This is a genomic window from Aurantiacibacter marinus (genome assembly GCF_001021555.1).
GTDB classification, from domain to species: domain Bacteria; phylum Pseudomonadota; class Alphaproteobacteria; order Sphingomonadales; family Sphingomonadaceae; genus Alteraurantiacibacter; species Alteraurantiacibacter marinus.
This window is the reverse complement of record NZ_LDCP01000002.1, coordinates 589,801-601,816: the sequence shown is the minus strand read 5'-3', so window position 1 is coordinate 601,816 and position 12,016 is coordinate 589,801. Positions and strand designations below refer to the sequence as shown.

Genomic DNA, 12,016 nt, shown 5'->3' with positions numbered 1-12,016 from the left:
GGAGGTCTCCACACCTTCTTCCGTTCGCCCTGAGCTTGTCGAAGGGTTGTTTTCCTTGTTTCGGCCTTGCCTTGAAAAGGGCAGTGCTTCGACAAGCTCAGCACGAACGGGGTTGATGTGGGTGCTTCCTAAATCAGGTGAAGAGAAACGAATGCCGACTATTAACCAGCTGGTCCGCAAGGGCCGCAGTCCCATCGTCAAGAAGAGCAAGTCTGCGGCGATGGAATCCAGCCCGCAGAAGCGCGGCGTTTGCACGCGCGTCTACACGACGACCCCGAAAAAGCCGAACTCGGCACTGCGTAAGGTTGCGAAGATCCGTCTGACCAACCAGCGCGAAGTCATCGCCTATATTCCGGGTGAAGGCCACAATCTGCAGGAACACTCCGTGGTGCTGATCCGCGGCGGCCGTGTACGCGACCTTCCCGGTGTGCGTTATCACGTGCTGCGCGGCGTGCTCGACACGCAGGGTGTGAAAGATCGCCGCCAGTCCCGTTCGAAGTACGGCGCCAAGCGCCCGAAATAAGGTTTTTGTTCGCCGTGAGCATGGCGCTTGCGGCGGGGAGTTATTTGTTGGGTGCGGTCGGGACATCCGTCCCTCCCTTGCGGTTCCAGCCCTCTCCCCCTCCCAGCCACCCGATGATTATCCGATACGGTATCGGGTGGCTGGGAGGGGGAGAGGGCTGGCACCGCCCCACTCCGAAGGAGTTACGAATTATGTCACGTCGTCGTCGTCCCGAAAAGCGGATCATTCTGCCCGATCCCAAGTTTGGTGATCAGATCCTGTCGAAGTTCATGAACAACCTCATGCTCGACGGTAAGAAGGCTGTTGCTGAAGGCATCGTCTACACCGCACTGGATACAGTCGAAGCCAAGGCCAAGGCCAATCCGGTTGAGCTGTTTCACACCGCTCTCGATAATGTGAAGCCGCAGGTCGAAGTTCGCAGCCGCCGTGTTGGTGGTGCCACCTATCAGGTGCCTGTCGAAGTTCGCCCCGAACGTGCTCAGGCGCTCGCCATTCGCTGGTTGATCGCTGCTGCTCGCGGCCGTGCAGAAACCACCATGAGCGCCCGTCTTTCGGGTGAGCTGATGGATGCGGCCAACAACCGCGGCAATGCTGTGAAAAAGCGTGAAGATACGCACCGCATGGCGGATGCCAACCGCGCGTTCAGCCACTACCGCTGGTAAGACGTTCTGCTTGAAAGACCGGGGCAGGGTGTCCCGGTCTTCAAGTGGTCACTTAAAGTCACTACATAGGGCGCGAGCACATTCTCGCATCCCGAACCTTACGAGGAATTCCACATGGCCCGCGACTATCCGCTGGAGCGTTATCGCAACATCGGCATCATGGCTCACATCGATGCCGGCAAGACCACTACGACAGAGCGTATTCTGTATTACACTGGCAAATCCTACAAAATCGGCGAAGTGCACGATGGTGCCGCGACGATGGACTGGATGGAACAGGAGCAGGAGCGCGGGATTACCATCACGTCTGCCGCGACGACCACATTCTGGTCCGCCGAAGATGGCAAGGGTCCAAAGCACCGCATCAACATCATCGATACGCCGGGCCACGTCGACTTCACCATTGAAGTTGAACGTTCCTTGCGCGTGCTCGATGGCGCGGTCGCGGTTTTTGACGGCGTTGCCGGCGTTGAGCCGCAGTCCGAAACCGTATGGCGCCAGGCGGACAAGTATAAAGTTCCGCGTATGTGCTTCATCAACAAGTTGGACCGCACCGGTGCCGATTTCTACTACTGTGTTCAGTCAATCATCGACCGCCTCGGCGCAAAGCCGCTCGTGTTGTATCTCCCGATCGGTATCGAAGGCGATCTGCGCGGCGTGGTCGATCTCGTGAACAACCGCGGTATCGTGTGGGAAAATGACGGTCTTGGTGCCGATTTCTCCTACATCGATGTTCCCGAAGACATGGCTGACAAGGCTGCAGAATACCGTGAGCTGATGATCGAGCTCGTCGTCGAACAAGATGACGAGGCAATGGAAGCTTACCTCGAGGGCAATGAGCCCGACGTAGCTACACTCAAGCGTTTGATCCGCAAGGGCACCATGGACCAGGCGTTCGTGCCTGTGCTTTGTGGCTCTGCCTTCAAAAACAAGGGCGTGCAGCCTTTGCTTGATGCCGTGGTCGATTACATGCCTGCTCCGACCGACGTTGAGTCGATCAAGGGCGTCCTGCCGGACAGCGACAAGGAAGAGGTTCGTCCATCACGCGATGACGCCCCGTTCTCTGCGCTGGCCTTCAAAATCATGAACGATCCGTTTGTCGGTTCGCTCACCTTCACCCGCATCTATTCGGGCACGCTCTCCAAGGGCGGCGTTCTGAACTCGGTGAAGGACAAGAAGGAAAAGATCGGCCGCATGTTGCTGATGCACTCCAATAACCGTGAAGACATCGAAGAGGCATTTGCCGGCGATATCGTTGCGATTGCAGGTCTGAAGGAAACCACCACGGGTGACACGCTGTGTGACCCGGCGCACCCGATCATTCTGGAGCGTATGGAATTCCCAGAGCCTGTGATCGAGCTCTCGGTGGAGCCGAAGACCAAGGCTGACCAGGAAAAGATGGGCGTCGCGCTCAATCGTCTTGCTGCCGAGGATCCCTCGTTCCGCGTTTCGACCGACCACGAATCGGGCCAGACGATCATCAAGGGCATGGGCGAGCTTCACCTCGACATTCTGGTTGATCGTATGAAACGCGAATTCAAGGTCGAAGCCAACGTTGGTGCGCCGCAGGTGGCGTATCGCGAATCGCTCGGCCGTCAGGTGGAAGTGACCTATACCCACAAGAAACAATCGGGTGGTTCTGGTCAATTTGGTGAAGCCAAGGTTCGCGTGAGCCCCGGGGAACGCGGCCAGGGCATCGTCTTCGATGACAGCGTCAAGGGCGGGAACATTCCGAAGGAATTCATCCCGGCGATCGAAAAGGGTATGCGTGACCAGGCTGCAAGCGGTTACCTGATCGGCTTCCCGATCATCGACTTCACAATCGAGCTGCTTGACGGCAAATACCATGACGTCGACTCTAGCGCGATCGCTTTCGAAATCTGTGGACGCGGTGCCATGCGCGAAGTGGCCGAAAGGTCCGGCATCAAACTGCTTGAGCCAGTCATGAAGGTTGAAGTCGTTACCCCCGAGGATTATCTCGGTGATGTTATTGGCGATCTCAACTCGCGTCGTGGCCAGATCCAAGGCACCGACACGCGCGGTATCGCCACAGCGGTCGAAGCGTTCGTGCCGCTGGCCAACATGTTCGGCTACGTGAACGAGCTCCGATCCTTCAGTCAGGGCCGCGCTCAATACTCGATGCAGTTCAGCCACTATGACGAAGTTCCGGCCAGCGTGGCACAAGAGGTCAAGGAGAAGCTTGCCTAAGGCGAGCGATACAGCTAGGGGCGGCGCCTGTTTCGCGGGTGCCGTCTCTCTCTCCCCGCACAACTTTCAATTTTAGACAGAGGTTAATAAGAGAAAATGGCGAAGGAAAAATTTCAGCGGAACAAGCCGCACTGTAACGTCGGCACCATTGGTCACGTTGACCACGGCAAGACTACGCTGACTGCAGCGATCACGAAGGTGATGGCTGAAGTCCACGGCGGTGCTGCTGTTGATTTCGCAAACATCGACAAGGCTCCTGAAGAGCGCGAACGCGGTATCACCATTTCGACTGCTCACGTTGAGTACGAAACTGGTGCCCGTCACTATGCGCACGTCGATTGCCCGGGTCACGCCGATTATGTGAAGAACATGATCACCGGTGCTGCCCAGATGGATGGCGCTATTCTGGTTGTGAACGCTGCTGACGGCCCCATGCCGCAGACCCGCGAGCACATCCTGCTTTCGCGTCAGGTCGGTGTTCCGGCTCTGGTGGTTTACATGAACAAGGTTGATCAGGTCGACGACGAGGAAATCCTCGAGCTGGTCGAACTGGAAGTTCGTGAACTGCTGTCCAGCTACGATTTCGACGGTGATAACATTCCGATCATCAAGGGTTCGGCTTTGGCCGCTCTTGAAGGCCGTGACGATGCCATCGGCAAGGAATCGATCATTGCGCTTATGAATGCGGTTGACGAGTTCATCCCGCAGCCAGAGCGTCCGGTTGATCAGCCTTTCCTGATGCCTATCGAAGACGTGTTCTCGATCTCGGGTCGCGGTACGGTTGTTACCGGCCGTGTTGAAACCGGCATCGTGAATGTTGGCGACGAAGTTGAAATCGTCGGTATCAAGGACACTTCGAAGACGACCGTGACCGGCGTTGAAATGTTCCGCAAGCTGCTCGATTCGGGTCAGGCAGGCGACAACATCGGTGCACTGATCCGCGGCGTTGGCCGTGATGACGTGGAGCGTGGACAGGTTCTGGCCAAGCCAGGCCATGTGAACCCGCACACAGACTTCGATGCCGAGGTCTATGTGCTGTCGAAGGACGAAGGCGGCCGTCACACGCCATTCTTCGCCAACTACCGTCCACAGTTCTACTTCCGCACTACCGACGTAACCGGTGAAGTTGTTCTCCCAGAGGGCACCGAGATGGTTATGCCAGGCGACAACGTTTCGATCGGCGTGAAGCTGATTGCACCGATCGCCATGGACGAAGGTCTGCGTTTCGCTATCCGCGAAGGCGGCCGTACCGTTGGTTCGGGCGTGGTTTCGAAGATCACCAAGTAGGTCTGCCGCGCCATACCGGCGCAGCGGACTGCAAAAAGTGGCCCGGTACTCACGCGAGTGCCGGGCCCTTTTTATGAAGGCAGAGTTTCTGTCTGACGCATATTCAAAGGCACCTTATCGCGAACAAAGCCGAAAAGGCCGAATTCGGGGGTTGTCAGCAGAGGGTCACCTCCGTATATGCGCGCCTACAGGAAGGGATTCGTCTCTTCCGAAATGAATTTTACGGGAAGGCCGCCCGTTCCGGGAAACCGGGGATACGCGGGGCGGGCCTTTTTGTTTTTGGGGTTTCTGCCCCTTGGCTCTTTCGCATCGGTAGTTGGAATTTATGGACGCTCAGAATATCCGCATTCGCCTCAAGGCCTTCGATCACCGCGTGCTCGACCAGGCAACTGGAGAGATCGCGGACACCGCACGCCGAACTGGCGCACTTATTCGTGGTCCTATTCCTCTTCCGACGCGTATTGAGAAGTTCACCGTGAACCGTGGCCCGCATGTCGACAAGAAGTCGCGCGAGCAGTTCGAGGTGCGCACTTACAAGCGGTTGCTCGATATCGTGCAGCCAAACGCACAGACGGTTGACGCGCTGATGAAGCTCGACCTTGCTGCTGGCGTAAATGTAGAAATCAAGCTGGCCTAGGTCACGCTTCGATTGGTCCGCCTGGCAGGACCTTAAGCCGGCCGGAGAGTTAAGGGGCTCCATATGGCCCCGCCGTTTCGCAAGATCGGCAAGACATAGGGATACCGCCGGAGTTTCTCCGGGCCGCGTCCCCCGTCTCGCTCAACCAGCCAGGTGGCTGCAAGAGCACTCAGCCCGGACGGGGCGACGTTACGAAAATTCGGGTTGGCAAGCATCTGGGGAATGGTCCCCTTGTGCCTCTGTTAGGAGTTTTGGTCATGCGCACTGGCGTGATCGCGAAAAAAGTCGGGATGACCCGCCTGTTCCAGGAGGATGGACGTCACGTTCCCGTGACCGTTCTGTCTCTGGAGGGCTGTCAGGTCACTGGAAACAAAACAGCCGAACGCGACGGCTACTTCTCGGTCCAGCTTGGTGCCGGGGATGCAAAGCACAAGAACGTCAACAAGCCGCAGCGCGAAGCGTTTGCAAAGGCTGAAGTTGGCTTGAAGAAGAAAGTTGCTGAATTCCGCGTGGCTGATGAGGAAGGTCTCCTTCCCGTCGGCGCGACGATCACGGCTGATCACTTCATCGCTGGACAGATGGTTGACGTTACCGGCCATACGGTTGGTAAGGGCTTTGCCGGTGCCATGAAGCGCTGGGGCTTTAAGGGTCTCCGCGCAACGCACGGCGTTTCCATCTCTCACCGTTCGCACGGTTCGACGGGTCAGCGCCAGGATCCGGGCAAGGTCTTCAAGAACAAGAAGATGGCCGGTCAGATGGGTGACCGTCAACGCACCCAGCAAAACCTTGAAATCGTGCGCACCGATGCCGACCGCGGCCTGATCTTCGTCAAGGGCTCTGTCCCGGGCACGAAGAATGGCTGGCTGCTGGTCAAGGATGCGGTGAAGGTCGCATTACCAGAGGGCGTCCCGTTCCCTGGTGCAATGCGCCGGAACGCTGACGAAACCGCAACGCCAGATGCAACCCCCGGTCTCGTAGAGAGCGCGGCGGAGCACGAAGTGAACCCTGAAGTCGATGCGGCTACTCAGGAAAAGCTGGCTAAGGAACAGGAAGCCGGTGCTGACACCGACACCGGTTCTGCAGAATCCGACAGCGTGGGCAATGCGCCTGCGTCTGACGAAAACAAGGAAGGCTGATCGCCATGAAGGTGAAGGTCCAGAAAATCGACGGCAAGGCCGTATCGGGCAAGGGCGGAGAGCTTGAGCTTAACGATGCCGTGTTCGGTGTTGAGCCGCGTGCCGACATCCTGCACCGCGTTGTTACGTGGCAGCTCGAAAATCGCCGCGCCACTGCGCGTCCGACGCGGGAGCGTTCCGACGTTGCTCGCACGGGTAAGAAGTGGGGCAAGCAAAAGGGTTCCGGTGGCGCACGTCACGGTGCTCGCAGTGCCCCTATCTTCATCGGTGGTGGTAAGGCGCATGGTGCGCGCAAGCGTGACTTCAATCAGTCGCTCAACAAGAAGATCCGCGCGCTCGGCCTGAAAATGGCGCTTTCGAGCAAGGCGAAAGACGGTCTGGTGATCGTTGACAGTCTTGAGTTGAACGAGGTCAAGACCCAAGCGCTGAAAGGCCACTTCGACAAGAATGGCTGGAACGGCAAAGTTCTGGTTATTGATGGCGCGAGCGTGGCTGATGGCTTTGCCAAGGCCGCTGGTAACCTGCCGGGCGTCAATGTGATGCCTGCCATGGGTGCCAATGTTTACGACATTCTCAACCACGACACGCTGGTCCTGACCACGGACGCGGTTGAAAAGCTGGAGGCGCGTTTCAATGGCTAAGAAGCAAGGAATGGACGCGCGTCACTATGACGTAATCCTCGCACCGCACATCACCGAAAAGGCGACGTTGCTGAGCGAACATAACGCCGTGGTCTTCAAGGTCGCGAACACATCCACCAAGCCGCAAATCAAGGCTGCTGTGGAAGCTCTGTTCGACGTGAAGGTCACGAACGTGAACACGATTTTGACCAAGGGCAAGTCGAAGCGCTGGAAGGGTAAGCCTTACAAGCGTTCCGATTTCAAGAAGGCTATCGTGACACTGGCTGAAGGTCAGTCGATCGATATCACTGAAGGCGTGGGCTGATCCGATGGCACTGAAGAATTATAAACCGACAAGCCCGTCCCGGCGTGCTCTCGTCCTGGTTGACAAGACCGGTCTCCACAAAGGCGGCCCGGTCAAGTCATTGTCCAAGGGCATGACCAAGAGCGGCGGGCGTAACAACAAAGGCCATATCACGTCGCGTGGTATCGGTGGCGGTAACAAGCAAAAGTATCGCTTCATCGACTTCAAACGTCGTAAGTGGGACATGGAAGCAACGGTGGAGCGGATCGAATACGATCCTAACCGCACGGCTTTCATCGCGCTGATCAAGTATGAAGACGGTGAACTGTCTTATATCATCGCTCCCAACCGTCTCGCTCCCGGCGAGAAGGTTATTGCTGGCGAGAAGACCGACACCAAGCCAGGCAACGCCATGTTGCTCGGCCAGATGCCGGTCGGCACCATCATCCACAACGTGGAGATGAAGCCTGGCAAGGGTGGTCAGATAGCGCGTTCAGCCGGCACCTATGTGCAGCTGGTCGGCCGCGACCGCGGAATGGTGATCGTTCGCTTGAACAGCGGTGAGCAGCGTTACCTGCGTTCCGATTGTATGGGTACGGTTGGCGCGGTTTCGAACCCCGACAACCAGAACCAGAATTTGGGTAAGGCCGGTCGTCGCCGTCACATGGGCATCAAGCCGCTTACTCGCGGTGTTGCCAAGAACCCTGTCGATCACCCGCATGGTGGTGGTGAAGGTCGTACCAGCGGTGGCCGTCATCCGGTTACTCCATGGGGCAAGCCGACCAAGGGCGCTCGTACCCGCAAGAACAAGCAGACGGACAAGGTGATTATCCGTTCGCGTCATGCTAAGAAGAAGAGGTAAGACACGATGGCACGTTCCGTCTGGAAAGGTCCTTTTGTTGATCTGCACCTTCTGAAGAAGGCGCAGGACGCACAAGAGGCAAGCAGCAACAAGCCGATCAAGACCTGGTCACGTCGTTCGACGATCCTTCCGGATTTCGTCGGCCTGACATTCAGCGTCTATAACGGTCACAAGTTCATCCCGGTCTCGGTCAGCGAGGAAATGGTTGGGCACAAGCTCGGTGAATTCGCGCCAACGCGCACATTCCCCGGTCATGCTGCCGACAAGAAGGGTAAGCGATAATGGGCAAGGCGAAATCACCACGCCGCGTCGCTGATAATGAAGCGATGGCCGTAGGCACTACAATTCGTGGCTCCGCACAGAAGCTCGGCCTTGTTGCCGCGCTGATCCGTGGCAAGAAGGTTGAAGAGGCCTTGAACATCCTCTCCTTCTCCAAGCGTGCGATGGCCCGTGATGCAACCAAGGTGCTCGCATCCGCGATCGCCAATGCGGAAAACAACCACGATCTCGACGTCGACTCCTTGGTCGTTGCCGAGGCGAGTGTTGGCAAGGCGATCACCATGAAGCGTTTCGCGACGCGCGGCCGTGGCAAGTCCACGCGCATCCTCAAGCCGTTTAGCCGGTTGCGGATCGTCGTTCGCGAGCAGGAAGAGGCTTAAGATGGGTCATAAGAGCAATCCGATCGGTCTGCGCCTGCAGATCAACCGCACCTGGGACAGCCGGTGGTACGCCGAAGGCGGCGAGTACGCCAAGCTGCTCAAGGAAGACATCATGATCCGCAAGTTCATCGTCGGGAAGCTGCCGCAGGCAGCCATCTCGAAGGTGGTGATCGAGCGTCCGGCCAAACTGTGCCGTGTGTCGATCTATGCGGCGCGTCCCGGTGTCATCATTGGCAAGAAGGGTGCAGACATTGAAAAGCTGCGCGCTGAACTGGCCAAGATGACCGACAGCGAAGTGAAACTGAACATCGTTGAAATCCGCAAGCCGGAAATCGATGCGAAGCTCGTCGCGCAGGGCATTGCCGATCAGCTGATCCGCCGTGTTGCATTCCGACGTGCGATGAAGCGCGCCATGCAGTCTGCCATGCGTCTTGGTGCCGAAGGCATCAAGATCATGTGTGGCGGCCGGCTTGGCGGGGCAGAAATTGCCCGTGTCGAACAGTACCGTGAAGGCCGTGTGCCGCTGCACACGCTCCGCGCCAACATTGATTACGCCGAAGCTGAGGCACTGACTGCCTATGGCATCATCGGGATCAAGGTGTGGGTCTTCAAGGGTGAGATTCTGGGCCATGACCCGACCTCGCAGGATCGTCTGATGATGGAATCGCAGACGGCCGGCGTCCGGCCTGCGCGTTAAGGTGAGTAGATAACATGCTGCAACCGAAGAAAACCAAGTACCGCAAGGCCTTCAAGGGCAAGATCCATGGCAAGGCCAAGGGTGGTACCGATCTGAACTTTGGCTCCTACGGGCTCAAGGCTCTGGAACCTGAGCGTATTACTGCACGCCAGATCGAAGCTGCGCGTCGTGCGATTACACGTCACATGCGCCGTCAGGGCCGTTTGTGGATCCGTGTGTTCCCCGATGTGCCTGTTTCGAAGAAGCCTGCAGAAGTCCGTCAGGGTAAGGGCAAGGGTTCTGTTGAATTCTGGGCTGCTCGGGTAAAGCCGGGTCGGATTTTGTTCGAGCTTGATGGTGTACCCGGCCCGCTGGCCGCCGAAGCTTTCAGCCGTGCAGCGATGAAGTTGCCGATCAAGACGAAAGTTGTCGCACGTATGGGCGACACCTCGCACCTGGGTGGAGGCAAGTAATGGCGAAGACAGAAGACCTTCGTATGAAGACTGACGATCAGCTCGCAGAGCAGCTCGTTATTCTCAAGAAAGAGCAGTTTAACCTGCGTTTCCAGGCAGCGACCAACCAGCTTGAGGGCCCAGCCCGAGTCAAGCAGGTCCGCCGCGAAATTGCGCAGATCAAAACGCTTCAAAACGAGCGCGCGGCAACTGCCGCTGGCGCTGAAGCGTAAGGAGCAGACAATGCCGAAGCGTATCCTGAGCGGGACTGTCACATCCGACAAGACCGACAAGACCGTGACCGTGAAGGTCGAACGCCGAGTGAAGCACCCGTTGTACGGGAAGATCATCAAGCGTTCGAAGAAGTATCACGCGCATGACGAAGCGAACGAATATACAGTGGGCGACACCGTCCGGATCGAGGAGACGAAGCCAATCTCCAAGACCAAGACCTGGAAGGTGATCGACCGGTTGGTAGCGAGCAAGGGTGTAGCTGTTGAAGCTGACATCGATGTGAAGGAATCCCAGCCAACTGGCGCTCCGGCGGACAAGCAGGTCGAAGCAAAGCCTGCAAAGTCCGACAAGGAAGAGGCGAAAGCCGAGTAATTAGTAGCTTCTTCGTTTCGGCGAAGAGCAGACGTTAGGAACTTCCGGGCGGGCATGTGCCAAAGTCTCGGAAAGCCAATGAGAAGGAACCGGATCGATGATCCAGATGCAATCCAATCTCGACGTCGCGGACAACAGCGGCGCTAAGCGCGTCCAGTGCATTAAGGTACTGGGTGGCTCTAAGCGTCGTACCGCGAGTGTCGGGGACGTGATCGTGGTTTCCGTCAAGGAAGCCCAACCGCGTGCCAAGGTCAAAAAAGGTGACGTTCACCGCGCGGTGATCGTGCGTACCCGTAAGGATGTTCGTCGTCCCGATGGCAGCGTTATCCGTTTCGACGGGAACGCCGCGGTGCTCGTGAACAAGAACGAAGAGCCTATCGGCACTCGTATCTTTGGCCCGGTGGTGCGTGAACTGCGCGGCAAGGGCTTCATGAAGATCATCTCGCTTGCGCCGGAGGTGCTCTGATGGCTTCCGCTAGAATCAAAAAAGGTGACACCGTCGTCGTGCTTTCGGGCAAGGACAAAGGCGTTTCGGGCACCGTTCAGAAGGTTATGCCAAAACAGGGCAAGGTTCTTGTGGAAGGTGTCAATGTGATGACCCGCCACCGCAAGCCAAGCCAGGCGAACCCGCAGGGCGGTATCGATCGCATTCCTGCTCCACTGGCGCTCGCAAAAGTTGCTGTTGCTGATCCGAAGGATGGAAAGCCTACGCGCGTCCGTTTTGAGGAAAAGGACGGCAAGAAAGTGCGCATTGCCGTGAAATCCGGGGAGACCATTGATGGCTGATTACACACCCCGCATGAAGCAGAAGTATGCGGACGAAATCGTGAAAGCGATGACCGAGAAGTTCGGTTATACCAACCGCCTGCAGGTTCCGCAGTTGTCGAAGATCACACTCAACATGGGTGTGGGCGAGGCAAGTCAGGACAAAAAGAAGGTTGCGACTGCTGCTGCCGAAATGGAATTGATCGCTGGTCAGAAGCCAGTGATTACCAAGGCGAAGAAGTCGATCGCGCAGTTCAAACTGCGTGATGGCATGCCGATCGGTTGCAAGGTTAACCTGCGCCGTGACCGTATGTTCGAATTTCTTGACCGTCTGGTGACCATCGCGATGCCGCGTATTCGCGACTTCCGTGGGTTGAATCCCAAGTCGTTCGATGGCCAGGGCAATTATGCCATGGGCATCAAAGAGCAGATCATCTTCCCAGAGATCAGCTACGACAAAATCGAAAAGGTGCGTGGCATGGACATCATTGTCACCACCACCGCAAAGACCGACGAGGAAGCGCGCGAGTTGCTCCGTCTGTTCGGTTTCCCGTTCCCGGCTGATGCAGCCGCAGAAGAAAAAGAGGCCGCGTAAGCGGCGCAGGAGAGCTTAAGTCCA

At 57.4% G+C, this 12,016-nt stretch carries 17 protein-coding genes and 1 pseudogene; all 18 read left to right on the top strand.

Annotated elements, in window-relative coordinates; genetic code table 11:
- Window positions 1–151 precede the first annotated feature (151 nt).
- The 18 genes and pseudogenes from rpsL (at window position 152) to rplE (ending at window position 11,992) form a co-directional block, all read left to right on the top strand.
- Window positions 152–523: a 30S ribosomal protein S12 gene (gene rpsL, locus AB731_RS09320; protein ID WP_047093344.1), complete on the top strand. Its 372-nt coding sequence runs from the start codon at window positions 152–154 to the stop codon at window positions 521–523.
- Between the two features lie 191 nt (window positions 524–714).
- Entirely contained in the window at window positions 715–1,185 is a 471-nt protein-coding gene (gene rpsG, locus AB731_RS09315; RefSeq protein WP_047093345.1) for a 30S ribosomal protein S7, read from the top strand.
- A gap of 114 nt (window positions 1,186–1,299) precedes the next feature.
- Complete coding sequence (gene fusA / locus AB731_RS09310; protein ID WP_047093346.1) at window positions 1,300–3,393, top strand: elongation factor G; 2,094 nt, start codon at window positions 1,300–1,302, stop codon at window positions 3,391–3,393.
- Between the two features lie 96 nt (window positions 3,394–3,489).
- Window positions 3,490–4,680 carry an elongation factor Tu gene (tuf, locus tag AB731_RS09305; protein ID WP_047093347.1) on the top strand — a complete coding sequence of 397 codons (1,191 nt, stop codon included), beginning with the start codon at window positions 3,490–3,492 and terminating at the stop codon, window positions 4,678–4,680.
- A gap of 325 nt (window positions 4,681–5,005) precedes the next feature.
- Window positions 5,006–5,317, top strand: a complete 312-nt coding sequence (gene rpsJ, locus AB731_RS09300) for a 30S ribosomal protein S10 (protein ID WP_039095569.1) — start codon at window positions 5,006–5,008, stop codon at window positions 5,315–5,317.
- 257 nt (window positions 5,318–5,574) lie between these two features.
- The gene (gene rplC / locus AB731_RS09295; RefSeq protein ID WP_047093348.1) at window positions 5,575–6,453 is read left to right on the top strand and encodes a 50S ribosomal protein L3; all 879 of its coding nucleotides are present in this window, start codon (window positions 5,575–5,577) and stop codon (window positions 6,451–6,453) included.
- A 5-nt stretch (window positions 6,454–6,458) separates the two neighbouring features.
- Window positions 6,459–7,094 (top strand): 50S ribosomal protein L4, encoded by a 636-nt coding sequence (gene rplD, locus AB731_RS09290; protein ID WP_047093349.1) that lies wholly within the window; start codon window positions 6,459–6,461, stop codon window positions 7,092–7,094.
- A complete protein-coding gene (locus tag AB731_RS09285; protein WP_047093350.1) occupies window positions 7,087–7,398 on the top strand; it encodes a 50S ribosomal protein L23 in 312 nt (103 codons plus the stop codon). Before rplD ends, AB731_RS09285 begins: the two co-directional genes overlap by 8 nt.
- Before the next feature lie 4 nt (window positions 7,399–7,402).
- On the top strand, window positions 7,403–8,239 hold the full coding sequence (rplB, locus tag AB731_RS09280) for a 50S ribosomal protein L2 (RefSeq protein WP_047093351.1): 837 nt from the start codon (window positions 7,403–7,405) through the stop codon (window positions 8,237–8,239).
- Window positions 8,240–8,245: 6 nt separating this feature from the next.
- Window positions 8,246–8,521, top strand: coding sequence for a 30S ribosomal protein S19 (gene rpsS, locus AB731_RS09275; protein ID WP_047093352.1), 276 nt, complete (start codon window positions 8,246–8,248; stop codon window positions 8,519–8,521).
- On the top strand, window positions 8,521–8,898 hold the full coding sequence (rplV, locus tag AB731_RS09270; protein WP_047093353.1) for a 50S ribosomal protein L22: 378 nt from the start codon (window positions 8,521–8,523) through the stop codon (window positions 8,896–8,898). Before rpsS ends, rplV begins: the two co-directional genes overlap by 1 nt.
- Before the next feature lies 1 nt (window position 8,899).
- The gene (rpsC, locus tag AB731_RS09265) at window positions 8,900–9,595 is read left to right on the top strand and encodes a 30S ribosomal protein S3 (RefSeq protein ID WP_047093354.1); all 696 of its coding nucleotides are present in this window, start codon (window positions 8,900–8,902) and stop codon (window positions 9,593–9,595) included.
- Window positions 9,596–9,609: 14 nt separating this feature from the next.
- On the top strand, window positions 9,610–10,047 hold the full coding sequence (gene rplP / locus AB731_RS09260) for a 50S ribosomal protein L16 (RefSeq protein ID WP_047093355.1): 438 nt from the start codon (window positions 9,610–9,612) through the stop codon (window positions 10,045–10,047).
- The gene (rpmC, locus tag AB731_RS09255; protein WP_047093356.1) at window positions 10,047–10,259 is read left to right on the top strand and encodes a 50S ribosomal protein L29; all 213 of its coding nucleotides are present in this window, start codon (window positions 10,047–10,049) and stop codon (window positions 10,257–10,259) included. Before rplP ends, rpmC begins: the two co-directional genes overlap by 1 nt.
- Before the next feature lie 10 nt (window positions 10,260–10,269).
- Window positions 10,270–10,500 (top strand): annotated as a pseudogene (gene rpsQ, locus AB731_RS14245) (30S ribosomal protein S17); the annotation flags it as partial.
- 229 nt (window positions 10,501–10,729) lie between these two features.
- Entirely contained in the window at window positions 10,730–11,098 is a 369-nt protein-coding gene (gene rplN / locus AB731_RS09245; protein ID WP_047093357.1) for a 50S ribosomal protein L14, read from the top strand.
- Entirely contained in the window at window positions 11,098–11,418 is a 321-nt protein-coding gene (gene rplX / locus AB731_RS09240; protein ID WP_047093358.1) for a 50S ribosomal protein L24, read from the top strand. The genes rplN and rplX overlap by 1 nt, the downstream gene beginning before the upstream one ends.
- Window positions 11,411–11,992 (top strand): 50S ribosomal protein L5, encoded by a 582-nt coding sequence (rplE, locus tag AB731_RS09235; RefSeq protein WP_047093359.1) that lies wholly within the window; start codon window positions 11,411–11,413, stop codon window positions 11,990–11,992. Before rplX ends, rplE begins: the two co-directional genes overlap by 8 nt.
- The last annotated feature ends 24 nt before the right edge of the window (window positions 11,993–12,016 follow it).

What these genes read in the sequence shown, in the direction of transcription:
- rpsL (WP_047093344.1), top strand. Translation starts at nt 152, where the DNA reads ATGCCGACTATTAACCAGCTGGTCCGCAAGGGCCGCAGTCCCATCGTC.
- rpsG (WP_047093345.1), top strand. Translation starts at nt 715, where the DNA reads ATGTCACGTCGTCGTCGTCCCGAAAAGCGGATCATTCTGCCCGATCCC.
- fusA (WP_047093346.1), top strand. Translation starts at nt 1,300, where the DNA reads ATGGCCCGCGACTATCCGCTGGAGCGTTATCGCAACATCGGCATCATG.
- tuf (WP_047093347.1), top strand. Translation starts at nt 3,490, where the DNA reads ATGGCGAAGGAAAAATTTCAGCGGAACAAGCCGCACTGTAACGTCGGC.
- rpsJ (WP_039095569.1), top strand. Translation starts at nt 5,006, where the DNA reads ATGGACGCTCAGAATATCCGCATTCGCCTCAAGGCCTTCGATCACCGC.
- rplC (WP_047093348.1), top strand. Translation starts at nt 5,575, where the DNA reads ATGCGCACTGGCGTGATCGCGAAAAAAGTCGGGATGACCCGCCTGTTC.
- rplD (WP_047093349.1), top strand. Translation starts at nt 6,459, where the DNA reads ATGAAGGTGAAGGTCCAGAAAATCGACGGCAAGGCCGTATCGGGCAAG.
- AB731_RS09285 (WP_047093350.1), top strand. Translation starts at nt 7,087, where the DNA reads ATGGCTAAGAAGCAAGGAATGGACGCGCGTCACTATGACGTAATCCTC.
- rplB (WP_047093351.1), top strand. Translation starts at nt 7,403, where the DNA reads ATGGCACTGAAGAATTATAAACCGACAAGCCCGTCCCGGCGTGCTCTC.
- rpsS (WP_047093352.1), top strand. Translation starts at nt 8,246, where the DNA reads ATGGCACGTTCCGTCTGGAAAGGTCCTTTTGTTGATCTGCACCTTCTG.
- rplV (WP_047093353.1), top strand. Translation starts at nt 8,521, where the DNA reads ATGGGCAAGGCGAAATCACCACGCCGCGTCGCTGATAATGAAGCGATG.
- rpsC (WP_047093354.1), top strand. Translation starts at nt 8,900, where the DNA reads ATGGGTCATAAGAGCAATCCGATCGGTCTGCGCCTGCAGATCAACCGC.
- rplP (WP_047093355.1), top strand. Translation starts at nt 9,610, where the DNA reads ATGCTGCAACCGAAGAAAACCAAGTACCGCAAGGCCTTCAAGGGCAAG.
- rpmC (WP_047093356.1), top strand. Translation starts at nt 10,047, where the DNA reads ATGGCGAAGACAGAAGACCTTCGTATGAAGACTGACGATCAGCTCGCA.
- rplN (WP_047093357.1), top strand. Translation starts at nt 10,730, where the DNA reads ATGATCCAGATGCAATCCAATCTCGACGTCGCGGACAACAGCGGCGCT.
- rplX (WP_047093358.1), top strand. Translation starts at nt 11,098, where the DNA reads ATGGCTTCCGCTAGAATCAAAAAAGGTGACACCGTCGTCGTGCTTTCG.
- rplE (WP_047093359.1), top strand. Translation starts at nt 11,411, where the DNA reads ATGGCTGATTACACACCCCGCATGAAGCAGAAGTATGCGGACGAAATC.